The sequence below is a fragment of the Sphingomonas ginsenosidimutans genome (genome assembly GCF_002374835.1).
In the GTDB taxonomy this organism is placed as follows: domain Bacteria; phylum Pseudomonadota; class Alphaproteobacteria; order Sphingomonadales; family Sphingomonadaceae; genus Sphingomonas; species Sphingomonas ginsenosidimutans.
Window position 1 is genome coordinate 12,661 of sequence record NZ_NWVD01000011.1, and the last position, 23,561, is coordinate 36,221.

The 23,561-nt window shown below is 68.9% G+C and carries 14 protein-coding genes and 1 pseudogene; 12 read left to right on the plus strand and 3 right to left on the minus strand.

Annotated features, from left to right (window positions below):
- The first annotated feature begins 12 nt into the window (after nucleotides 1-12).
- Together COA17_RS16380 and COA17_RS16385 are read left to right on the plus strand one after the other, a co-directional pair.
- Complete coding sequence (locus tag COA17_RS16380; protein WP_141397120.1) at nucleotides 13-258, plus strand: hypothetical protein; 246 nt, start codon at nucleotides 13-15, stop codon at nucleotides 256-258.
- 154 nt (nucleotides 259-412) lie between these two features.
- Nucleotides 413-1,549, plus strand: coding sequence for an NAD(P)/FAD-dependent oxidoreductase (locus COA17_RS16385; protein ID WP_096613841.1), 1,137 nt, complete (start codon nucleotides 413-415; stop codon nucleotides 1,547-1,549).
- 57 nt (nucleotides 1,550-1,606) lie between these two features.
- On the opposite strand, the gene COA17_RS16390 is transcribed toward COA17_RS16385, so the two are convergent.
- The gene (locus tag COA17_RS16390; RefSeq protein ID WP_096613843.1) at nucleotides 1,607-2,740 is read right to left on the minus strand and encodes an ROK family transcriptional regulator; all 1,134 of its coding nucleotides are present in this window, start codon (nucleotides 2,738-2,740) and stop codon (nucleotides 1,607-1,609) included.
- Between the two features lie 124 nt (nucleotides 2,741-2,864).
- On the opposite strand from COA17_RS16390, the gene COA17_RS16395 reads away from it, so the two are divergent.
- From COA17_RS16395 to COA17_RS19935, 3 genes are read left to right on the plus strand one after another with little or no spacing between them, the layout of a single operon-like run.
- A complete protein-coding gene (locus COA17_RS16395; RefSeq protein WP_096613845.1) occupies nucleotides 2,865-5,399 on the plus strand; it encodes a TonB-dependent receptor in 2,535 nt (844 codons plus the stop codon).
- A 23-nt stretch (nucleotides 5,400-5,422) separates the two neighbouring features.
- Entirely contained in the window at nucleotides 5,423-6,556 is a 1,134-nt protein-coding gene (locus tag COA17_RS16400) for a YdcF family protein (RefSeq protein ID WP_281253335.1), read from the plus strand.
- An 11-nt stretch (nucleotides 6,557-6,567) separates the two neighbouring features.
- Nucleotides 6,568-7,551: a phospholipase C/P1 nuclease family protein gene (locus COA17_RS19935; RefSeq protein WP_245857879.1), complete on the plus strand. Its 984-nt coding sequence runs from the start codon at nucleotides 6,568-6,570 to the stop codon at nucleotides 7,549-7,551.
- 56 nt (nucleotides 7,552-7,607) lie between these two features.
- On the opposite strand, the pseudogene COA17_RS16405 reads toward COA17_RS19935, so the two are convergent.
- Nucleotides 7,608-9,077, minus strand: a pseudogene (locus tag COA17_RS16405) (MFS transporter); the annotation flags it as partial.
- Between COA17_RS16405 and COA17_RS16410 the strand changes: the two are divergent.
- The 5 genes from COA17_RS16410 (at nucleotide 8,969) to treY (ending at nucleotide 19,486) form a co-directional block, all read left to right on the plus strand.
- Nucleotides 8,969-11,392, plus strand: coding sequence for a DUF3772 domain-containing protein (locus COA17_RS16410; RefSeq protein ID WP_245857881.1), 2,424 nt, complete (start codon nucleotides 8,969-8,971; stop codon nucleotides 11,390-11,392). The pseudogene COA17_RS16405 and the gene COA17_RS16410 overlap by 109 nt on opposite strands.
- Nucleotides 11,393-11,518: 126 nt before the next feature.
- Nucleotides 11,519-13,618 (plus strand): glycogen debranching protein GlgX, encoded by a 2,100-nt coding sequence (glgX, locus tag COA17_RS16415; RefSeq protein WP_245857883.1) that lies wholly within the window; start codon nucleotides 11,519-11,521, stop codon nucleotides 13,616-13,618.
- Complete coding sequence (gene treZ / locus COA17_RS16420; RefSeq protein WP_096613852.1) at nucleotides 13,615-15,303, plus strand: malto-oligosyltrehalose trehalohydrolase; 1,689 nt, start codon at nucleotides 13,615-13,617, stop codon at nucleotides 15,301-15,303. The genes glgX and treZ overlap by 4 nt, the downstream gene beginning before the upstream one ends.
- Nucleotides 15,300-17,159 carry a 4-alpha-glucanotransferase gene (malQ, locus tag COA17_RS16425; protein WP_096613917.1) on the plus strand — a complete coding sequence of 620 codons (1,860 nt, stop codon included), beginning with the start codon at nucleotides 15,300-15,302 and terminating at the stop codon, nucleotides 17,157-17,159. The genes treZ and malQ overlap by 4 nt, the downstream gene beginning before the upstream one ends.
- On the plus strand, nucleotides 17,156-19,486 hold the full coding sequence (gene treY, locus COA17_RS16430; RefSeq protein ID WP_096613854.1) for a malto-oligosyltrehalose synthase: 2,331 nt from the start codon (nucleotides 17,156-17,158) through the stop codon (nucleotides 19,484-19,486). The genes malQ and treY overlap by 4 nt, the downstream gene beginning before the upstream one ends.
- A 136-nt stretch (nucleotides 19,487-19,622) precedes the next feature.
- On the opposite strand, the gene glpK is transcribed toward treY, so the two are convergent.
- Nucleotides 19,623-21,137: a glycerol kinase GlpK gene (glpK, locus tag COA17_RS16435; RefSeq protein ID WP_096613856.1), complete on the minus strand. Its 1,515-nt coding sequence runs from the start codon at nucleotides 21,135-21,137 to the stop codon at nucleotides 19,623-19,625.
- Nucleotides 21,138-21,267: 130 nt separating this feature from the next.
- Between glpK and COA17_RS16440 the strand changes: the two genes are divergently transcribed.
- Entirely contained in the window at nucleotides 21,268-22,776 is a 1,509-nt protein-coding gene (locus COA17_RS16440; protein ID WP_096613858.1) for a glycerol-3-phosphate dehydrogenase, read from the plus strand.
- Complete coding sequence (locus tag COA17_RS16445; RefSeq protein ID WP_096613919.1) at nucleotides 22,773-23,534, plus strand: DeoR/GlpR family DNA-binding transcription regulator; 762 nt, start codon at nucleotides 22,773-22,775, stop codon at nucleotides 23,532-23,534. The genes COA17_RS16440 and COA17_RS16445 overlap by 4 nt, the downstream gene beginning before the upstream one ends.
- Nucleotides 23,535-23,561 lie beyond the last annotated feature (27 nt).

Genomic DNA, 23,561 nt, shown 5'->3' on the forward strand with positions numbered 1-23,561 from the left:
GCGCCCGCCCAGGTGGCGACGGCGACGGCGCAGGAGGACGACGCCGAGGCCAGCCCCGACGTCGTCATCACCGGAGCGCGGATCGACAGGGCCGGGTTCGACGCGCCCACCCCGACGACGATCATCGGCGGCGACACGCTGCTGGTCGGCAATTGCCCGAGCATGACATTGCGCACCGCTGCTGATCGCGAGAAGCAGCGCGTGTCGCACAGGCTGACGAAGTCTTCGAGCTGCTTCAGGTCCATCGGCCGCGCGTGATAGCGTGGATGCCTCCAGTCTGGTCCGGCGGCGCCCAGCTTGTCAAAGTGTGCGGCGGCGGACCGTCCGGACGTTCGCTTTGCGGCGGTGTCGACGTCTTCGACCGATATTGACCCATCGGTGTCCGACGCGATGCCCAAGGGAGAATGCGGCAATGCCTGAGCGTGTGGACGTCATCATCATCGGCGGCGGGATCGCCGGCATCTCTGCGGCGGCACGGATCGCGCGGCACGCCAGCGCGGTCGTGCTGGAGGGGGAATCGGCGCTGGGCTATCATTCGTCGGGACGCAGCGCGACCTTCTATCATTTCGGCATCGGCAACGACGCGGTCCGGGGGATGACCGCGGCCAGCAGTGACTTCTTCGCCGCCCCGCCTGCCGATTATGCCGATGGGCCGCTGTGGACGGAAAAGCCCGCGCTGTTCATCGCCGACCGCGCGTCTTTGCCCGATCTTGAAGCCCTGCACGCCGAAATGGATCGCTTCGTCGACACGATCGAGCGGGTCGATGCGGCGGCCGCCACCGCGATCGTGCCGGTGCTGAAGACCAGCGGCGACGGCGTCGTGGCCGCTCTCCTCGACAGCGGCGGACGCAAGCTCGACGCCGATGCGATGCTACAGGCCAATGCGCGCGCGTTTCGCCGTGCCGGCGGCACGATCCGGTTCGATTCGCCGGTGGCCGGCCTCGCCTTCGATGGCGGTCGCTGGACGGTGGACACGCCCGGCGCCACCTATTCGGCGCGCATCGTCGTGAATGCGGCGGGCGCCTGGGCGGATGCGGTGGCGGGCATGGCCGGCGTCCGCCCGCTAGGTCTCACGCCGCTGCGACGCACGATCATCGGCTTCGACCCGCCGGACGGGCTGGCTATCGCCGACTGGCCGTTCCTGAAGACGGTCAGCGACGACGGCTTCTACATGCTGCCCGACGCGGGTCGTCTGCTCGCGTCGCCGATGGACGTGACGCCGTGCGATCCGTGCGACGTCCAGCCCGACGATTACGATATCGCGCTGGCCGCATGGCGGGTCGAGCAAGCCACGACGCTTACCGTCGGGCGGGTGGCGACCCGCTGGGCCGGGCTGCGCAGCTTCGTGCGCGACAAGGTACCCACCGCAGGCTTCGCCCCCGCTACGCCCGGATTCTTCTGGCTGGCCGGACAGGGTGGCTATGGCTTGCAGACATCGCCGGCGATGGCGCGGGCGGTGGAATCGCTGATGTTCGACCTGCCCTGGCCCGCAGAACTGGAGCAGCGCCGCGTGCGCCCCGAACAGATACGCCCCGAACGGCTGTTCTGAAAGTATCTGCTTCGCCCCCTCCGCGGCGGGGAACAGGTAAAGCCGCCGCCGGCCCGGTCAGCTTCGCATGATGGATGAGTGGATCGGCAGCAAGGCCGCGCCCAGCGCCGAGCCCGCGCCGCCCAGCTGCGAAATCTCGATCGCGCAGCGACCGGTCTCGCTTTCGGCGGTGTGATCGCCCCAGATGATCGCACGCCGGTTGAGCCGTTCCGCCAGCCCGTTCATGATCGCCGCCGGCAGCGGCGACATCAGGCGGATCGCGCCGGGTTCCAGCCAGGCCAGCGCGGAATTGATGGTCATCAGCAACTGGTCGGCGGCGCGATCAAGCCAGCGTTCGATCACCGCTTCGTAGCCGGGGATCGCCGTGGCGAAGTCGGCGAGCGACCGGACATCGCATCCCGCCGCCTGCAGCGTCGCGATCAGGTCAAGCGTTGTGGGACGCGGGCGATCGCCGGGATAGAACATGCCGATCTCCCCCGCACTCCCCGATTCGCCGCGCATCAGCCGTCCTTCGTGGATGATCCCCGCGCCCACGCCATGCCCCAGCAGGATGACGACGGCGGTGGTGCAGCGCCGGATCAGCCCGCCAAGATAATATTCGGCCAGCGCGGCGGCCGTGGCGTCATTCTCGATCCATACCGGCTGGTGGAGCGCATCCTGGAAAATGTCGCGCAACGGCGCGTCCTTCCACCCCGGCAGGTTGCGCACGATGTGCCAGCGGTTTCCGTCACGCGACAGCGCCGGCCCCGGCGCCGCGAAGCCAACCCCGTAGAGGTGCCCACCAAGCAGCCGATGTTCCAGCGCCAGTTGATGGATCCGGCGGTCGATGTGCCGCGCGAAGCCCGGCGGATCGGTCAATTCGATCGTCTCGGAGGTCAGCGCGATGACGCCGCCAGCATAATCGACCACCGCGATCTCCAGGATGCCGGCATACAGCGCCAGCCCGATCGCATATCCGCCCGCCGGTGAGATGCGCAGCGGTATGGTGGGCCGCCCCCGCCCCGCCAGAGCCTCCGACGGCAGTTCCTCGATCAGCCCCTGCGCCAGCAACGCCTGGGTCAGCCGCGATACCGCCGCGTTGCTCAGCCGCAACGTGTGGGCGAGCGCGGAGCGTGACTGCGCCCCGCCGGTCCGCAGCTGCCACAACAGCCGCTTCTCCTCGTCCAGCAGTATCTGTTCGGCGCGTCTCATGGCAAGGCGCCGATACCAGCCGTCCCCGCCTTTCGCGATTAATTTTCGCCGGAATAAATAATTCCGTCACGCGCGCCCACCATCCGCGCCGGCGACACACAGGGTCTCCAGGGGGAATATTCCGATGAAGAAGTACCAACTCGCCGCCGGCTGCGCCGTCGCGGCGCTGGCCATGCTGGCCCTCCCGGCCGCTGCGCAAACCGCCGGCACGCCGGCGAGCGGCGGCACTGCGACAGCGACCGCGACGACAGAGGAGGCCGCCAGCGCTGATGCGCTGGCAGAGGGCGACATCATCGTCACCGGTTCGGCACGCGCGCAACGCCGCTTCGACGTGTCCTATGCGGTCAACTCGCTGACCCAGACCGACGTGCAGAAGATCGCCCCCAAAAGCTACGCCGACCTGCTGGGCACCGTTCCCGGCATCCAGGTGGAGGCGACCGGCGGCGAGGTGCAGAACATCACCCGCGTGCGCGGCATACCCACCGATCGCGGCTACCTGATTTTCCAGCAGGACGGCCTGCCGCTGTATCATGAGATCGACGGCGTCTTCTTCAATTCCGGCGAAGGGATGAACCGCTACGACCTGATGACCGAGCGGGTCGAGATCGTCCGCGGCGGTCCGGCCCCGATCTACGCCAGCAGCGCGGCGGCGATCGCCAATAACATCACCGTGACCGGCGGCCCGCAGGCGCGCGGCAAGGCGCAGGTGACGCTGGGCGACACCGGCCTCTACCGGCTCGACGCGATGCAGTCGGGTCCGGTCGGCGACAACACCTATTTCGCGATCGGCGGGTTCCTGCGCCAGCATGATGGCTATCGCTACGCCGGGTTCCCCAGCGACAAGGGCGGGCAGATCCGTGCCAACCTGAAGCGCGACCTGAGCAACGGCTCGGTCAAGGTGTCGGTCGAGTATGTCAACGACCACAACCTGTTCTACTTGCCGATCCCGACCAACGATCCGCGCAATCCGGCGGTGTCGCTCGACCCGTACATCGACTATTTCACCGGCACGCTGAACTCGCCGTCGCTGCGCAACGTCAACATCAAGTATCGCGATGGCGCCGGCGCGTTGCAGACCATGCAGCGCGACCTGTCGAACGGGCGCCACATGCGCTTCTACAACGCCGCGATCGACTATGACGCCGATTTCGACGGGTGGGAGGTCGCCGCCAAGCTGGGCGGGACGAAAGGCAAGTCGAGCTTCGACGCCTTCTACTCGACCACCAATCCCGCCGACGCCAACACCTTCGCCGCCAATTACCTGACCGCCGCGCGCACCGCCTTCGGCGCCAATGTCGCGCGGCTGGGCTATGCCTTCGCGGGCACCAACGGCGCGTCGGTCTACGATCCCTCGACCGCCTCGGGGCTGGTCATGTCCGGCCAGTATCGCGCATCGGAATCGGACTTCTATTCGGTGCAGGGCGATCTGAGCGTCACGCGCAAGTTCGAGACCGGGATCGGCAACCATGACGTGCGCGTGGGCATGTACGGCGCCTTCTACGGCAACACGTTGCGTCAGGCGTATCAGGACATGCTGATCGAGGTGCGCAGCCAGCCGCGCACGCTTGACCTGGTCGCCTATTCGGCGACCGGCCAGGTTCTGGGATCGGTGACGCAGAACGGCGTGCTGCGCTATACGACCACCCTCAACCAAGGTGAGGGCGATGCGCAGATGATCGCCTTCTACGCCAACGACACCTGGGACGTGACCGACGGCCTGCGCGTCGACGCGGGCATCCGCACCGAACGGTACAGCTACAAGGGCATCGCGCTGCCGACCACGCAGGTCAATCTGGGCGACGCGACGACGCTGGCGGACGATACCACCCGCGCCTTCACCGGCCAGGTGCTGGACCAGCGTCTGAAGCCGAACGCGACCAACTGGACGGTCGGCGTCAACTACGACCTGAGCAACAATTTCGGGGCGTACGGACGCATCTCGAACCTGGAGGTGCCGCCGCAGCTGGGCGTCGTGACCGGCATCAACGCGACGATCGTCAAGACCAAGGCGCGCCAGTATGAGATCGGCCTGAAGGCCAGCTTCGGACCGCACTACCTCTACGCCACCGGCTTCTACACCAAGTTCAACCCGTTCAACGCCTCGTTCGCGGCGTTCAACCCATTGACCGGCCGCAACGACCAGGTGCTGCCGTTCATCGGCGAGGCGTCGGTCAAGGGTGTCGAGGTGGACGGTCGCGTCGCGCCGGCGCGCTGGTTCTCGATCACCGGGTCGGTGACGTGGCAGGATCCGGAATATGCCAACCTCCAGAACACCTCGGGTGCCGATCCGGCCGCGGTGAACGGCAAGCAGATCATCCGCGAGGCGAAGTTCTTCGGCAACCTGCGCCCCAGCTTCGATTTCAACCTGGGCGAACAGCGGGTGTCGGTGTTCGGCCGCTACGAATGGGTCGGCCGGCGCTACGTCGACCTGTTCAATCGCACCGCGATGCCGGGGTACCAGACCACCGGCGCCGGCGTGTCGGTCGATCGCGGGCCGTGGCATCTGCAGGTGGTGGGCGACAATCTGTTCAACGCCCATGGCCTGACGGAGGGCAATACCCGCACCGATCAGTTCGCGGGTCAGGGGACGTCGGAGGCGATCTACGGCCGCCCGCTGTTCGGCCGCAACTTCCGTCTCATCGTCAGCCGCAGCTGGTGATGCGGGCATTGCTCTGCGCGGCCATGGCCGCTTTGGCCGTGCTGGCCGGCCCCGCTTCGGCGGGGCCGGTGGGTGACGGCCAGCTGGCGGCGCTGTCCACGCGGCTGTTCCCGCTGCTGGATGCGGCCGGACGCGACCCGGTGGCGCTGGAGCGGCTGGCGACGGCGCCGGGGATGCAGGCCATCCTGCGCACCCGGCGCGCGCGCCGGGCGGCGTGCGGCGCCGACCTTACCTGCCGCGCGCAGGCGCTGATCTGGACCGACCAGGAAGCAGCAGCGGTGCGGCGCGCCGCCGCCGCGGCCACGCCGCTGGTCGCCGCCGACGACGGCCTCGCCGCACAGGCCGATCGAGAGATCGCCGGTATCAACGTGATCGTGCGCACCTACGCGCTGGGCGCCCCGCCCGCCACCGCGATCGACGGCCCCGGCACGCTGTCACCGCAGGATCGTCAGGCCCGCCTTCAGGCTGCCGACTGGCTGGCCGACACGCCCCGCGCCGGGTCGACGCAGGCGTTCGATCCCAGCATCGACTATGCGCTCGCGCTGCTCGACGTCAGCGATCGTACCGATGCGATCGGGCATGAGCCGTTGTCGGGCGGCGCCAATGCGGCGGCGATGACGCGCGCGAAGACGCTCGACTGGCGGCGCTATCGTTACGGCGCGATGATCGTGACCGGCGTCGGACCGGAGATCGAGGGCGAACCGCTCAGCCCGTTCGGCAAATACCACCTGCGCCTCGCCGCGCAGCGGTTTGCGCAAGGGGACGTCGCGTTCATCATCGTCAGCGGCGGGCGCGCCCACCCGCGCGGGACACCGTTCACCGAGGCGGACGAGATGCGCAAGGCGCTGATCGAACGCTATCGCATCCCCCCCGACGCGATCGTCGGCGAACCCTATGCCCGGCACACGACCACCAACCTGCGCAACGCCAGTCGCCTGCTCACGCAGATGGGCGCGCCGGCGGACGGCGAGACGATCATCATCTGCAACCCGCTGCAAAGCAGCTATATCGAGAGCGCGCGCTTCACCGAACGCAACGCAGCGGAACTGGGCTATCAGCCCGGCCGTATCGTCCGGCGCGTGTCGCCCACCGAACTGGTGTTCCGCCCGGCACGTGCCGCCGATCGCGTAGACCCGCGCGACCCTCTCGATCCCTGAAAGGACCCGCCATGCGCCGCATCGCGCTTGCCGTTGCCCTGGCCGTTACGGTCATCCCCGCCACCGCCCACGCCTGGGGAGTCCGGGGACATGCCGTGATCGACCGCGCGGCGATCGACAGCATCCCGGACGACGGCCCGGTCTTCCTGCGGCGCCATGTCGACTATATCGCGGACTCGGCCTCGCTGCCGGATACGTGGCGCGACGATGCGGAGGGTTTCTCGAAGATCGCGGAGGATCCCAACCACGGCTGGTTCCACGAACAATTCGCCTTCGTGAAACCGATCCCGCGATCGCGCCACGAATTCGTCCTCGCACTCTACAAGCGGTATCTGGCGATCAAGGACAAGGATCCCGCCACCGCCGCGCGCACCAACGTCCGCTGGACCGGTACGCTGCCTTATGCCGCGATCGAGGCCTATCAGCGGATGATCGTGTGCATGCGCGCCGTCCGCGCGGCACAGGCGAGCGGCGGCGACGCCTCCGTGCCGGAGCAGCAATGCGCGTTCGAGGCGATCCTTCTCGGCCATTACATCGGCGACGGATCACAGCCGCTGCATGTTTCGATCCATTCGGATGGCTGGCGCGGCCCCAATCCCCATGGCTACACCCGCGACCGCAGCATCCACGGCCGGTTCGAAAGCCGCTTCGTGGATGCGATCGGACTGACCACCGCGGACATCGCGCCGCGGATCGGTGCGCCGGCGCATCGGCAGGGCGACATGTTCGATGCGGTGCTGGCCTTCCTCGACACGTCCGGCGACCGGCTGGAGCGGGTCTACCAACTGGAAAAGCGCGACGGCTTCGCCAACGCGAACGACAAGGACGTGCGCGCACTGGTCTATGAGCGGGCGGCGGCGGGCGCGGCGATGCTGCGCGACATGCTGTGCCGCGCCTGGGCGGAAAGCGCGGTGCCGCCGGCCAAGGTATCCCCCTCCCCGCTCGACCCGTCCAACCCGCGCTTCAACCCGGAAACCGGATCGGCCCCCGCCTGACGCCGCGCCAGCGCGCTCAGCAGGCGCGCGTGACGGGCGTGACCCAGCGTGAAGTGGCGCAGCAGCCAGATCGCCAGCATCGCGCCGGCCATCGGCACCCCCAGGCCAAGGGCGACCATTGCCGCCCGCACGACCGGCGGCTGGACCGTGTCAGGTACGTAGCCGATGCGGTACAGCACCCAGCCGATCATCGCGGTGGAGGCGGCACCGCTCGCCTTCACCAGTACCAGATAGAAGGCGAACAGCCCGGTTTCGAACCGGCGGTCGTGGCGCCATTCGACCACATCGACCGCGTCGGCCAGCAACCCCCAAGGCAGCATGAACACGCTGGCAAAGCCGACGCCGGCGAGCGCCGCGCTCGCCAATTGGCCCGGCGGCCACGCCAGGCTGAGCGCGAAGCAGAGCAGCCCGCCGGCGCTGACCGCATGGCCCACGACGAGCAGCCGGGCCTTGTCGAAGCGATGCGACAGCGCGGTGAAGGCGATCACGCCGACGAACTGCCCCGCGGTCATCGCGCCCAGCAGCGCGGGGACCGACGCCGGTCGGCCCACGACATAGCCGCCCAGATAGATCAGCATCCGCCCGAAACACGGCATCGCAAAACCCGTCAGCAGCGCCAGCGCCCCCATCCCCAGCACCATCGGATCGCGCAGCGGAACCGCGATCCGGTCACCGCGCAATGCATCGGCGCCGCCGCCGCCGTCGCGCCTGCCCGACGCCCAGACGCACAGCAGCATGGTCACGGCAAAGGCGGCGCCGACCGCGATCCCGGTGACGGCCAGCGCATCGAACTGCCCGGCACGTCCGGCCTGCTGCACGGTCGGTGTCAGGACGGCGGCGATCAGCAGCGCGCTGGCGGTACTGAAGAACAGCCGGTATCCCGACACGCGGCCCCGTGCCCGGCTGTCGCGGCTGACCCGCGCCATCAGCGCATTGTGCGGCACATCGACGACGGCATAGGCGCCGCGGAATATCAGGATCGCCGCCGCCAGCATCCACGGCCAATGGAGGCCCAGCGCAGGCATCGCGTAGATCAGCGCGAACGCCGCCCCGCATGGAACCGCCGCCAGCGCCACCATCCAGCGATAGCCGCGCCCCGCCGCACGTCCGCGAAGGACCATGCGCGCCGCCGCCAGATCGAAGACCAGGTCGCCCATCACCGCGAACAGCATCAGCCCCGCCGCCCGCGCCCCGCTCAGGCCCAGCACGTCGGTCAGCAGGAACAGGATCGTCAGGTCAGCGCCGCTGAACACCAACGCCTTGCCGAAATTGCCGGACGAATAGGCCAGCATCCGCCCCTCTGCGGCGAGATGGGTCATCGAAGGCATGTTTCGCACGAACCTCCGCCGGCCGGTTTCGGCAGCCGGGTACGTCCGATCATGGCCTTTGCGCAACGGTTGTTCTATCGACGCGCGCCATGACGCGATGCAGCGGGCGCGATGCGATGATGATGCGGGTGGCACGATGGGGCGCGATGCTGGCGGCGGCGGCGCTGCTGGCACCGGGAACGGGCCTGGCGCAGCCATCCCCGGTCGATACCGCCACCGCGCAACTGGCACAGGCCGAAAGCGACCTGCGTTCGGTCGACCGCGCGCTGGACGGCCGGATCACCCCGGACCAGCGCGCCGACCTGCGCGATACCGCAACCACGGCGCGCGGCGCGGCGCTGGCTGCGGCCGGCCAATTGTCGCAACAGCTCGCGCTCATCGACGCACGGCTGGCGCAGCTCGGCACCTCCCCCGCTGCGGGCGAGGCGGCGGATATCCGCGCTGAGCGCGCGCGGCTGAAGGAACAGCGCAACCTGCTCGATTCGGCGGTCAAGCGCGGACGGCTGCTGGGTGTGGAAGCCGACCAGCTGGCCGACGAAATCACGCAAAGCCAGGCCGAGCAATTCGGGCAGATGATTTCGACGCGCGTTGCCTCCCCCGTCACCCCCGCCTTCTGGTCGGCGGTGCTCAGCGCCGCACCGCGCGACACGCGGCGCATCGCGATGCTGGTGGCGCATGGCGCCGACAGCGTCGCACAGGGGCGCCGCGGCGCGCCGCCATGGGCGGCGCTGCTCGGGCTGGCGGCGGCGGTCGCGATCATGCTGCCGGGCCGGCTGGCCGCGCAGCGACTGGCGCTGCGGCTGCTGATCGACGGCGCACCGGGGCACCGCGTCCGGCGATCCGCGAATGCGATCTGGCGCATCCTGGTCGGCACGCTGGCGCCGTTGCTGGCGACCGGGGCATTGGTGGCCGGGCTGCGCTGGTCCGGGCTTCAGCCCCAGGGCTGGGACACGCTGTTCGATGCGCTGGTCGGGGCGGCATCATTCGCCGGCTTCGCCGCGTCCACCACCGGCGCGCTGCTGATGCGGCACCAGCCGACGTGGCGGGTCGCGCCGATCGCCGACGATGTCGCGCATCACCTGCGCCCGTTCAGCTGGCCGCTGGCCGCGCTCGTCGCCTTCTCGATCCTGACGCAGGCGGTGATCACCGCCACCGGGATCAGCGGCGCCGCGGTCAGCGCGACGCAGGTGGCGGAGGTGTTGCTGCACCTGGCGATGATCGTCGGCGCCCTGGTCGCGGTGGCGCGCCTGCGTGCGGCTCGTGCGGACGGCGATGCGGAAACCCCCGCCCGCGCCGGGCTGGGCGCGGCTTCCGTCGTCGCATGGGGCATGGTGGCGACGGCGCTGATCGCACTGTTGATCGGCTATCTCGGCTTCGCACTGTTCGTCGTCCAGCTGGCGGCATGGGCGGTCATCCTGGGAAGCGCGGTCTATCTGCTGATGGCCGCGGTGGACGATATCGCGGTAACGGTCTTCACCCGCGACAGCCCGGCAGGGCGCATCCTGTCGCGGGCGCTGGGCGTGCGCGGCACGTTGATCGACCAGTTCGGCGTGCTGCTGTCGGGCATCGTGCGCGTGATGCTGGCGATCGCGGCGCTGGGCCTGCTGTTCTTCCCGTTCGGCGCGGGCGACGGGGTCGGATCGATGTTCGGCCGCCTCGCGACGTTCGCATCGGGGGTGACGGTCGGCGGGATCTTCATCTCGCCCGGCGCGATCCTGCGCGGGTTGGCGGTGCTGTTCATCGGCCTGACGCTGCTGCGCGCGTTCATGCGCTGGCTGGAGGGCAAGTTCCTGCCGGCGACCGACCTGGACGGATCGGGGCGCAATTCAATCAGCCTGGTCGCGCGCTACGTCGGCGTCGCCCTCGCGGTGATCTGGGCGCTCGCGTCGCTGGGGATCGGGGTGGAGCGGATCGCGCTGCTGTTGTCGGCGCTGTCTGTGGGCATCGGCTTCGGCCTGCAGGCGATCACCTCGAACTTCGTGTCGGGGCTGATCCTGCTGGCGGAGCGGCCGATCAAGATCGGCGATCTGGTACGCATCGGCGCCGACGAGGGCGACGTGAAACGGATCAGCGTTCGCTCGACCGAGATCGAGCTGCCGGATCATTCGACGCTGATCGTCCCCAATTCCGAGCTGATCACCAAAACCGTCCACAACAAGACGCTGGCCAGCCCGCTGGGGCGAATCCAGATCCAGTTCTCGATCCCGATCGAGGCCGACGCCGATGCCGCACGGGACATCATTGCCGGCGCCTTCGCTGCGGAGGAGGCGGTACTGGACGATCCCGCCCCGGCGGTGTTCATCGATTCGATCGTCGACGGGCGCGTCTTCTTCAACTGCTTCGCACATGTCGCCAGCCCGCGTGCCGCCTATCGCACGCGCAGCCAGCTGTTCACGGTGATCCTGCGGCGTTTCCGCGAGGACGGGATCGAACTGGGCACCGTGCCGCAACGGATGGAACTGATCCGCACACCGGGCGAGCCGCTGCCACCGACGCCGCAAGCCCCCGGCTAGCGCGCCCCGCCCGTCCGCGTCCCGGGATGATCCAGCGCAACCCGCGGGTGAATTTTCTTACCGGGTGCGACGAACCGCGCGATGGCGAGTTGTGCGCCTGCGAAGCATAAAAAGGGGTTCGGATCGTTGGACACACTGCCGGACCGGCTGCAGCCGGGCTCGCCCTATCCGCTTGGCGCGACCTTCGATGGTGAGGGGGTCAATTTCGCGGTCTTTTCCGCCAATGCGGATGGGATCGACTTGTGCATCTTCGATCCCGGCGGGCGTCGCGAACTGGGCCGATTGCCGCTACCGGAATGCACCGACGAGGTGTGGCACGGCTATCTGCCCGATGTCGGCCCCGGCCTCACCTACGGCTTTCGCGCGCATGGCCGGTACGAGCCGGAGGCCGGGCATCGTTTCAATCCGAACAAGCTGTTGCTCGATCCCTATGCGCGCAAGCTGCAGGGGCAGATCAAGTGGACCGACGCGCTTCACGGCTATCGCATCGGGTCGCGAAAGGAGGATCTGTCGTTCGACAAGCGCGACAGCGCGCCGGCGATGCCCAAGGCGGTGGTGGTCGACGATCATTGGGACTGGTCGCGCGATACCCGTCCGAACACGCCCTGGTCGGAAACCGTCATCTACGAAGCGCACGTCAAGGGGCTGACGAAACTGATGGACGAGGTGCCGGCGCGCGAACGCGGCACCTATGCGGCGCTCGGCCATCCCGCGGTGATCCGCCACCTGAAGCGGATCGGCGTCACCGCGATCGAACTGCTGCCGATCCACGCCTTCACGCAGGACCGCTTCCTCCAGGAAAAGGGGCTGCGCAACTATTGGGGCTATAACACCCTCGGCTTCTTCGCCCCCGAACAGGGGTATATGTCGTCGGCGCATCAGGACGAACTGCGCCGCGCGGTCCACCGCCTGCACAAGGCCGGGATCGAGGTCATCCTCGACGTCGTCTACAACCACACGTGCGAGGGGTCGGAACGCGGCCCGACGCTGTCGTGGCGCGGGCTGGACAATGCCAGTTACTATCGGCTGGTCGCGGACAACCCGCGCTACACGATCAACGACACCGGCACTGGCAACACGCTGAACATGACGAAGGCGCGCGTGATCCAGATGGTGGCGGATTCGCTGCGGTACTGGGCGAACAGTTTCGGCATCGATGGCTTCCGCTTCGACCTTGGCCTGACGCTGGGGCGCGAGGACAGCGGGTTCGATCCGGGCGCGGCGTTCTTCGACGTGCTGCGGCAGGACCCCGTGCTGGGCCGGCTGAAGCTGATCGCGGAGCCGTGGGACGTCGGACCGGGCGGCTACCAGCTGGGCAATTTCCCGCCGGGCTTTGCCGAATGGAACGACAAGTATCGCGACACCGTGCGCGAATATTGGCGCGGCGAGCCGGGCAAGCGCGGCGATCTGGCGGCGCGGCTGGCCGGGTCGGGCGACCTGTTCGATCGCCGCGCGCGGCGCCCCTGGGCCAGCGTCAACCTGCTGGCGGCTCACGACGGCTTCACTCTGGCCGATACGGTGATGTACGAGGAGCGCCACAACGAGGCAAACGGCGAGGACAATCGCGACGGCCATTCTCACAACGCCTCCCGCAACTGGGGCGCGGAGGGGCCGACCGACGACCCCGCGATCAACGATGCGCGCGGGCGGGTCATGCGCTCGATGCTGACGACGCTGATGACGTCGCTGGGCACGCCGATGATGGTTGCGGGCGACGAATTCGCGCGCACGCAACAGGGCAACAACAACGCCTATTGCCAGGACAATGAGATCAGCTGGCTTGACTGGAACGCCGCCGCCACGCCGGAGGGTCAGGCGCAGGTCGACTATGTCGCACGGCTGGCGGAGTTGCGCCGGCGCTATCCGGTGCTTCATGCCGCGACGTTCCTGTACGGGCAGGATTCGCCCGGGCACGGCATCAACGATGTCGAATGGTGGGACGAGCGTGGGCAGCAATTGTCGGCGGAGGACTGGGACAATCCCGACGGGCGTGCACTGATGATGCGCCGCGCGATCCGCACCGACGATGGCCAGGTGGAGGCGGTGTCGCTGCTGCTCAACGCCAGCGGCGATCCGGTCACCTTCATGCTGCCGCCACCGCACGCCAGCCGCACCGTATTGATCGACAGCGCGCATCCCGATCAGGGTGAGATCGCGATCGACGACAGCTACGAGGTCGCGCCGCAGGGCGCGGTGCTGGTGACGTGGCGGAGCGCGTTCGAATGACGGCTTGGGGACCGCGACCGGGCCCGGACGGGACCACCCGCTTCGTCCTGTGGGCGCCGGATGCCGATGTCGTCATGCTGGAGGTGGAGGGCACCGCCCCGGTCGCGATGACTGCCACCGGCGATGGCTGGATGGCCGCCGAGGCCCATGCCCCGCCCGGTACGCGCTACCGGTTCCGCATCGGCGATACGGAGGTGCCCGATCCTGCATCGCGCCGGCAATCCGGCGGCGTCCATGGGTGGAGCGTCGTCACCGACACCGCGTTCGACTGGCGGAACGGCGACTGGCGCGGGCGACCGTGGCACGAAACCGTGCTGATAGAGCTGCACCCCGGAACGATGGGCGGGTTCGCCGGGATCGCGACACAATTGGCGTCGCTGGCGCAGCTTGGCATCACCGCGATCGAACTGATGCCGGTCGGCGCGTTCGGCGGCACACGCGGCTGGGGCTATGACGGCGTGCTGCCCTATGCGGTCCAGGAGGATTACGGCTCGCCTGACGATTTGCGCGCACTGGTCGACACCGCGCACGGGCATGGCATCTCGGTCTTTCTTGACGTCGTTTACAACCATTTCGGACCGGACGGGAATTACCTGAACCTCTACGCCGCGCGCTTCTTCGACGCCGCCGTCGATACGCCGTGGGGCGGCGCGGTGGCGGTGGCGGAGGAAGCGGTCGCGCGCTTCTTTATCGACAATGCGCTGATGTGGCTGCGCGAGTATGGCATCGACGGGCTGCGGTTCGATGCGGTTCACGCGATCCGCAACCCCGCTTTCCTGGACCGGATGGCGCGCGAAATCCGCCACGCGCTGCCGGAGCGACACGTCCATCTGGTGCTCGAAAACGAAGAGAATGATGCCGCGCGGCTGGCGCGCGGCGGCTACGATGCGCAGTGGAACGACGATTTTCACAACGTCCTCCACGTCCTGCTCACCGGCGAGCGTGATTCCTATTATGCCGATTTCGCGGATCGTCCGGCGGAACGGCTGGCGCGCTGCCTCTCGCAAGGGTTCATCTATCAGGGCGAGCCGTCACCCAACCACGACGGCGCGCCGCGCGGCACGCCCAGCGCGCACCTGCCCCCGACCGCGTTCGTCGCCTTCCTCCAGAATCACGACCAGGTCGGCAACCGCGCGCTTGGCGAACGGCTGATCGCGCTGACCGATCCGGCACGGCTGCGGGCGGCGACCGCGCTGCTGCTGCTGTCGCCGCAAATCCCGATGCTGTTCATGGGTGAGGAACAGGGCAGCGAGACGCCGTTCCTGTTCTTCACCGATTTCCATGACGAACTTGCCGATGCGGTGCGCGAAGGGCGGCGGCGGGAGTTCGCGAAGTTCGCAGCCTTCGCGGACCCCGACGCGCGCGCCGCCATCCCCGATCCGAATGCGGTCGCCACGTTCGATGCCTCGCGCACTGTACCGGGGCTTGCGGCGGACGACTGGAGGACCTTTTATCGACACCTGCTTGCGCTGCGGCATACCCTGATCGTTCCGCACCTGGCCGGCGCGACCGCGCTGAATGCGGTCGCCACCGGTGATGCGGCGGTGACCGCGCGCTGGCGGTTGGCGGACGGCAGCACGCTGGGCTTTGCGATCGACCTGGGCGACGCGCCCGCCCCGCTGCCCACGCCGCCGGGGGTTATCGTCACCGACAGCACGCGCTTCGTCGCGTGGATCGCGCGATGACCGGCGCGGTGGGGCTGCAACGCGACTGGGTGGATGCCGACGGCCGGGCGCAGCGTGTCGAGGAGGAAGTGCTGCGCGCGATCGGCGACCGGCTGGACCCCACCCCCGCCGCCGAACCGTTCCTGTCGGGCGATGCCGGAACGCGCGTGGTCCTGCCGCCCGGATGCGCCGGCACCGCGCAGGTGACGTTCGACGACGGCAGCGGCGCGGCCTTCCCGCTGGACGAGGCGCGGCGACTGCCGCCGCTCGACAAGGTGGGCTATCATCACGTCGAGGTGGCGGGCCGGCGCTTCCAGCTGGCGCTCGCCCCGCGCCGCTGCCCGGAACCGCCGCCGCGCGGCTGGGGCCTGGCGGTGCAGATCCCGGCGCTGCGCGGCCGGGCCGAGCGGCCGTTCGGCGATGCCGGCACGCTGGCAGAAAGCGTGGCGGCGATGGCGCGTGCGCATGCATCGGCGGTCGCGATCAGCCCGACGCATGCGCTGTTCCCGTCCGCCCCCGCGCGATTCAGCCCCTATGCGCCGTCGAGCCGGCTGTTCCACAACGTCATACTCGCCGATCCTGGGCTGATCGACCTGCCGCTTCCCCCCGCCCCGGCCGCAGCGATGATCGACTGGCAAGGGGCGATCCCGGCACGGATGGCGGCGCTGCGCGGTGCCTATAATGCCGCGGGAGAGGCCGCACGAGCGGCAGCACAGGCATACCGCCGGCAGAAGGGCGCGGCGCTGGAGCACCACGCGCGGTTCGATGCGCTCCACGGCCGGCTCGGCGGCAACGGCTGGCGCGACTGGTCAGCGGACGTGCACGACGCGCATGGCGAGACGGTGCTGCGCTTCGCCGCGGAGGCCGAGGGCGACATCGCCTTCTTCGCGTTCCTGCAATGGCTGACCGACCTGACGCTGGCGCAGGCGCAGCGCGTGGCCGGCGGCACCATGCCGGTGGGGCTGGTCGCGGACCTGGCGGTCGGCATGGCGCCCGACGGCAGCCATGCGTGGAGCGCGCCTGGCGAGGTGCTGACCGGCCTCAGCGTCGGCGCGCCGCCCGATCCGCTGGGACCGGCCGGGCAGAATTGGGGGATCACCACGCTCGACCCTTTCGCGCTGGAACGTACCGGATTCGCCCCGTTCATCGCGACGCTGCGCGCGGCGTTCGCCCATGCGGGCGGGCTGCGCGTCGATCACGCGCTGGGATTGGAGCGGCTTTGGGTGATCCCGGAGGGCGCAAGCGCCGATCAGGGCGCGTACCTGACGATGCCCGGCGATCACCTGCGCCGCATCCTGTCGATCGAGGCGCAGCGCGCCGGCGCGATCGTTATCGCCGAGGATCTGGGGACCGTGCCGCCCGGCTTTCGCGACACGCTGGCGGCGCGGTGCATGCTGGGGATGCGCGTGCTGCCGTTCGAGCGCGACCACGACGGCGGCTTCACCCCGCCCGCGCAATGGGACGAGGCGGCGGTGGCGATGACGGGCACGCACGATACCCCCACGATCGCCGGCTGGTGGAAGGGCCGCGATCTCGACTGGCGCGAGAAGCTGGGCGCGACGGTCGATCGCGCGCATCGCGACGAGGAACGTACCGCGCTGTGGCGTGCGATCGACGGCACCGGCGCCCCCCCGGCCGAGGCGCCCGTCGATGCGATCCTCGCGCATGTCGCCGCGGCACCGGGGGCACTGGCGATCTTCCCGATGGAGGATCTGCTGGCGATGGAGGAGCAACCCAACCTGCCCGGCACGATCGACGAACATCCCAACTGGCGGCGACGCCTGCCCGCGGCGACCGACGTGTTGCTGGCGCGACGACCGGTCGCGCGACGTACCGCTCTCCTCACCGCACGGCGCCCAGGAAAGGCCTCCGCATGATCCCGCGCGCGACCTATCGACTGCAATTCCACGAGGGCTTCACCTTCGCCGATGCGGAGGCGATCGTTCCGTATCTCGACCGGCTCGGCATCAGCCACATTTACGCCTCCCCGATCACCGTCGCCGCGCCCGGCTCGACCCACTTCTACGACGTGGCCGACCCGACGCGCATCTCCCCCGCACTGGGCGGGGAAGAGCGCTTCCGTTCGCTGGTGGCCGCGCTGCGTGCGCGCGATATGGGCGTAATCCTGGATATCGTTCCCAATCACATGGGCGTGGCGGGCGGCGCCAATCCGTGGTGGAACGACGTGCTGCGCGCGGGCCGCGACAGCGCCTATGCCGCAACCTTCGACATCGACTGGGACGGGCCGATCGTGCTGCCCGTGCTGGGTGCGCCCCTGTCGGAGGCGCTGGCGAACGGCGACCTGGCGGTGGAGCGCGATGGCGATCGATGGTCGGTCGTGGCCTATGGCGAGCATCGCTTTCCGATCCGCGACGAGGATCAGGCGACGGCGCCCGACCTGCCCCTGCCCGACCTGCTCGCCCGGCAGCATTACCGCCTTGCATGGTGGCGGGTCGCCAATGACGAGCTGAACTGGCGGCGCTTCTTTACGATCAACGACCTGGCCGGCGTGCGGATCGAGGACCCGGCGGTGTTCGACGCAACGCACGCGCTCTACATCCGGCTGATCGGGGAACGCCTGATCGACGGCGTGCGCGTCGACCATGTCGACGGGCTGGCTGATCCGATCGGCTATTGCCGGACGCTGCGCGAACGGCTGGGCGACGCGGCGTGGATATTGGTCGAGAAGATCCTGGCCCCCGCCGATCCGCAACCGGGCGCGGACTGGGGGCTGGACGGGACCAGCGGCTACGACTTCATGGAGCAGGTATCGCTGCTGATCCATGACCGCGCGGGTGTGGACGCACTGGAGCGAACATGGTCGCGGCTGACCGGCGAAAGCGCGGACTTCGCGCCTGAGGAATTCGTCGCGCGGCAGGACCTGCTGGCGTGGCAGTTCGCGGGGCAGCTGGATCGCTGCGTCGCCGCCTTTTCCGCGATCGCCCCCGACGGCATCACCACGGCGATGCTGCGCCGCGCGATCGAGCGGTTGCTGTGGGTGTTTCCCGTCTATCGCACCTATGGCACAGGCCAGGCCGCTCCGGCATCGGATGAGACCATCCGCCGCGTCGCGCGGGAGCAGGTGGCGCCGCTGATCCCGCCGGGCGAGACCGCGGTGGTCGACATGGTTCTGGACTGGCTGGCCGGCACCGGCCCGCATGCCGTCGAAGCAGGTGACGCAGTGCGACGGTTCCAGCAACTCTCGGCGCCGATCGCGGCCAAGGCGGTCGAGGATACCGCCTTCTACCGCTATGGCCGGTTGCTGTCGCGCAACGACGTTGGCGCGGATGCGGAACTGCTGGGCGTGCATCCCGACACCTTCCACGATCTGACGCGGCAGCGCGCGACGGCCGTGCCGCACGCGATGCTGACCACCGCCACCCATGACCACAAGCGCGGCGAGGATGCGCGCGCGCGGCTGGCGGTGCTCAGCGCGATGCCCGATGCATGGGCTGAGCAGGCGGACCGCTGGATGCGGCGCAGCGCCGATGCCCCCGTCCACCCCGCCGACCGCTATATGCTGTTTCAATCGCTGCTGGGCGCCTGGCCGGAACAGGGGCCGGACGACGAGTTCGCGGAACGGATCAAGGCATGGCAGCGAAAGGCGCTGCGCGAGGCGAAGCTGCGATCGTCATGGGAGGGGCCTGACGAGGGCTATGAGGCGGACGCCGCCGCCTTGGTCGATACGCTGCTGGACGATCCCGCATTCGTCACCGAGATGGGCGCGATGGTGGCGCGGATCGCCCCGGCCGCGCTCGACAACGCGCTGGTTCAGCTGCTGTTGCGGATGACGCTTCCGGGGGTCCCCGATTGCTATCAGGGCACCGAACTGATCGATCTCAGCCTCGTCGATCCCGATAATCGCCGCCCGGTCGATTTCACGCACCGGGCCGGGTTGCTCGACGGCGACGAGCTGCCGCCGAAGATGCGCCTTATCACCGATCTGCTGGCGCTGCGGCGCGCCCATCCCGCGCTGTTCGAACAGGGAGATTATGCCCCCGCCGTGGCGACCGGCCTCGGTTTCGACCACCTGCTGGCTTTCGAACGGCGACACGGCAACGAGACGTTGCGCTGCGCGGTGAGACTGCACGGCTATATCGCCAAGCCGGACGACCGGTTCACCTTCACCAATGGGGCCGAGGTGTCGGCGGCAACGATCCTTGAAGATCGCGCGATCTGGTATGATTGCATTAACTGCAACTAGGCTTGAGCGCATTGCACTTGCGTACAGCAGTGCTGCACCGCAAAAAGAACGGGCCTTTCAGGCATCCTCTCCTAAAAACTTTCCACGCCGGGGTTCGCCCCGGCTTTTTTTTGGCTTGTCTCGTTTTCCGCGCGTCTCAGGCGATGCGCCGCGCCGCAGGGGTCAGCGTCTTGCCCACGGCGTCATGCCACCCGGCAACCAGCGCGTCACGATGGTCCGCGGCCATCGCCGGCTCGAAACAATCGGCCCGCGCCCAGGTCGCGGCCAGCGCGTCCAGATCCTTCCACACCCCGGTCGCCAGCCCGGCGTGAAAGGCAGCGCCCAGCGCGGTCGTCTCCAGATGGGCGGGACGTTCGACCGGTACGTCGAGCAGATCGGCGAGGAACTGGCACAGCCAGTCGTTGGCGGCCATGCCGCCATCGACGCGGATCGTTTCCGGCGCGCGGCCGCAATCGGCGATCATCGCATCGGTCAGATCCATCGTCTGATATCCGACCGCCTCCAGCGCGGCGCGCGCCAGATGTGCCTGAGTCGCGCCCAGCGTCAGGCCGAAGATCGCGCCGCGCGCATCCGGGTCCCAGTGCGGCGCCCCCAGCCCGACGAACGCCGGCACCATGTAAACGCCATGACTGTCGGGGACGGTCGTCGCCAGATCGTTGGTTTCGCTGGCATGGGTGATGACGCCGATGCCGTCGCGCAGCCATTTGATCGCGGCGCCCGCGACGAAGATCGACCCTTCCAGCGCATAGGTCATCCGCCCGCCGAGCCGATAGGCGGGCGTGGTGAGCAAGCGATGCTCGGACCGCACCGCTTCCTCTCCCGTGTTCAGCAGCATGAAGCAGCCGGTTCCGTAGGTCGACTTGGCCATCCCGCGCGCGAAGCACGCCTGACCGAACAGCGCGGCCTGCTGGTCACCCGCCATGCCCGCGATCGGGATCGCGGCGTCGAACAGGCCGTCGGCGGTGTGGCCGAACAGATGGGAATTGTCGTGCACCTCCGGCAGCAGCGCCATCGGCACGCGAAAGAGAGCACACAACTCCTCGTCCCAGCGCTGCCTGCGGATATCGTAGAGCAACGTGCGGCCAGCGTTGGTGACGTCGGTAGCATGCGCCGCGCCGCCGGTCAGCCGCCACAGCAGGAAACAATCGATCGTCCCGAACGCCAGTTCGCCGCGCTCCGCCCGCTCGCGCGCGCCGTCGACGTGATCCAGGATCCAGCTGAGCTTGGTCGCGGAGAAATAGGGGTCGATCAGCAGCCCGGTCTTGGCGCGCACCATCGGTTCGTGCCCGGCCGCCTTCAGTTCGGCGCACCAGCCGGCGGTGCGGCGATCCTGCCAGACGATCGCGCGGTGGATCGGCACGCCGGTCGCGCGGTCCCAGACCACTACCGTCTCGCGCTGGTTGGTGATGCCGATTCCGGCGATGCCGGCCGCGCCGACGCCGCTGTCGGCGATCGCCGCGCGCGTCACGGACAGCGTGTCGCGCCAGATGTCTTCCGGATCGTGCTCCACCCAGCCGCCCTGCGGATAATGTTGCGCGAATTCGGTCTGTGCGGTGGCGACCGGGCGCGCGTTCGCATCGAACACGATCGCGCGGGTCGATGTCGTCCCCTGATCTATCGCCAGCACGTGCGTGCCCGTCGTTTCAGCCACCGCGCCTCTCCTTCATCCCTCGTCATCCCGCTTGTCCGCGCGCATCAGGCGAACGTCAACACTTTCGTTTGAAAGTTCGTTTGTTCGGTTCCATATTGACGGTGATCAGTGGGCGGCAGGAACGAACGGAATGGAACAGCACGCGCAGGACGTTGACCTGTTGATCGTCGGCGGCGGGATCAACGGCACGGGGATCGCCCGCGATGCGGCTGGCCGGGGCCTGTCGGTGGCGCTGGTCGAGCAGGATGATCTGGCCAGCCACACCTCGTCCGCGTCGACCAAGCTGATCCATGGCGGCTTGCGCTACCTGGAATATGGCGAGGTGCGGCTGGTGCGCGAGGCGCTGATCGAGCGCGAGCGGTTGTGGGCGATGGCGCCGCATATCATCTGGCCGCTGCGCTTCGTCCTGCCGCAGACGAATTCGCCGCGCCCGGCGTGGATGGTGCGGGCCGGGCTGTTCCTCTACGACCACCTCGGCGGGCGCGAGAAGCTGCCCGCGACCGAGACGATCCGGCTGGGCGGCGATGCTCGCGGTGCCGGGCTGAAGGACGACGGCCGCGCCTTCGTCTATTCCGATTGCTGGGTGGAGGACAGCCGGCTGGTCGTCCTCAACGCCCGCGATGCCGCGGATCGCGGCGCGGCGATCATGACGCACACCCGGCTGGTCGATGCCGAGCGCACCGGCGGCGGCTGGCGTGCGACGATCGAGGACGCCGGCGGCCGCCGCACGATGACCGCCCGCGCGCTCGTCAATGCTGCGGGGCCTTGGGTGGCGGATGTGCTGGGCCGCGTCCCGCACGCGCGCGACGATCGCGGCGTGCGGCTGGTCAAGGGCAGCCATATCGTCGTGCCGCGGCTGTACGACGGCGACCATGCCTTCATGCTGCAGAACCCGGACCGGCGCATCGTCTTCGCCATTCCCTATGAAGGCAAGTTCACGCTGATCGGCACCACCGACGAGGCGTGGCACGGCGCGCCGGTCCGCGCGGAGATTTCGCCGGAGGAGGTCGATTACCTGCTGGGGACGGTGGCACGCTATTTCGACCACGCGCCGGGGCGGGAGGATATCGCCTGGACCTATTCCGGAATCCGGCCGCTGTATGACGACAAGGCCGCGAACGCCTCGGCGGTGACGCGCGACTATGTCCTCGATCTCGACACCGGACCGGCAGGCGCCAACGAAAATGCCCCGATGCTCAGCGTCTTCGGGGGGAAGATCACCACCTATCGCAAGCTGGCCGAACATGCGCTGGGCGAACTGGCGCGCTTCTTCCCGCAGGCGTCGGGTGCGTGGACCGCAGGTGCGGTGTTGCCCGGCGGGGACGTGCCGGACGCCGATTTCGACCGCTGGTTCGACGCCCTCGCCAAGCAGCTGCCGGATATGCCGCGCATGCTGCTCCACCGGCTCGCACGCGCTTACGGCACCCGCATCGACCGCCTGTTGGGCGACGCGCGCATGCCCGCCGACCTTGGCGAGGATCTGGGCGGCGGGCTTCATGAGCGCGAGATCGCCTATCTGGTCGATCAGGAATGGGCGACCAGCGTCGAGGACATCCTGTACCGCCGCAGTAAGCTGGGGCTGCATGTGCCGCCCGGCACCGCCGATCGGCTGGCCGCGTGGCTGGCGGCGCGCGCATGAGCGACGAGCGCCACCGCGAGATCCTGTCGCTGGCGCGGCACGCCGGCCGCGTCACCGTAGAGGATCTGGCCGCGCGGCTGGCGGTGACGCCGCAGACGATCCGCCGCGATCTGAACGACATGGCACGCCGGTCGCTGCTGTCGCGGGTGCATGGCGGCGCGATCGTCACGTCGGGCGTCGACAACATCGACTATGCCGCCCGCCGCGACGTCGCCGCCACGGCGAAGGCGGCGATCGGCGCGGCGGCGGCGCGACTGATCCCCGATGGCGCGTCGCTGTTCATCAACATTGGCACCACCACGGAGGCGGTGGCGGCGAACCTCCCCGGGCACCGCGACCTGATGGTGATTTCGAACAATCTCAACGTCGTCGACATGCTGGACGGGCGCGATTCGATCGATGTCGTGGTCGTTGGCGGAAAGGTACGGCGCGGCGATCGCGCGGTGGTCGGTCCGCTGGCGATGTCGTTCATCGATGCGTTCAAGGTCGACGTGGCGTTGATCGGCGCCTCGGCGATCGATCCCGATGGCAGCCTGCTCGATTTCGCCGCGGACGAGGTGCAGGTGACCCAGACGATCGTGCGCAATGCGCGACAAGTGATCCTGGTCGCCGACAGCGGCAAGATCGGCCGCCCTGCCCCGCTGCGCATCGGCCGGCTGGACATGATCGACTGGCTGGTCACCGACCGCCTGACCGACGACCGGCTGCGCCGCGCTTGCGCGGACCATGACGTGCGCGTGGTGGAGGCGTTTGCCTAGCGGTCAAGCGGATGCGTTCCCCCGGTC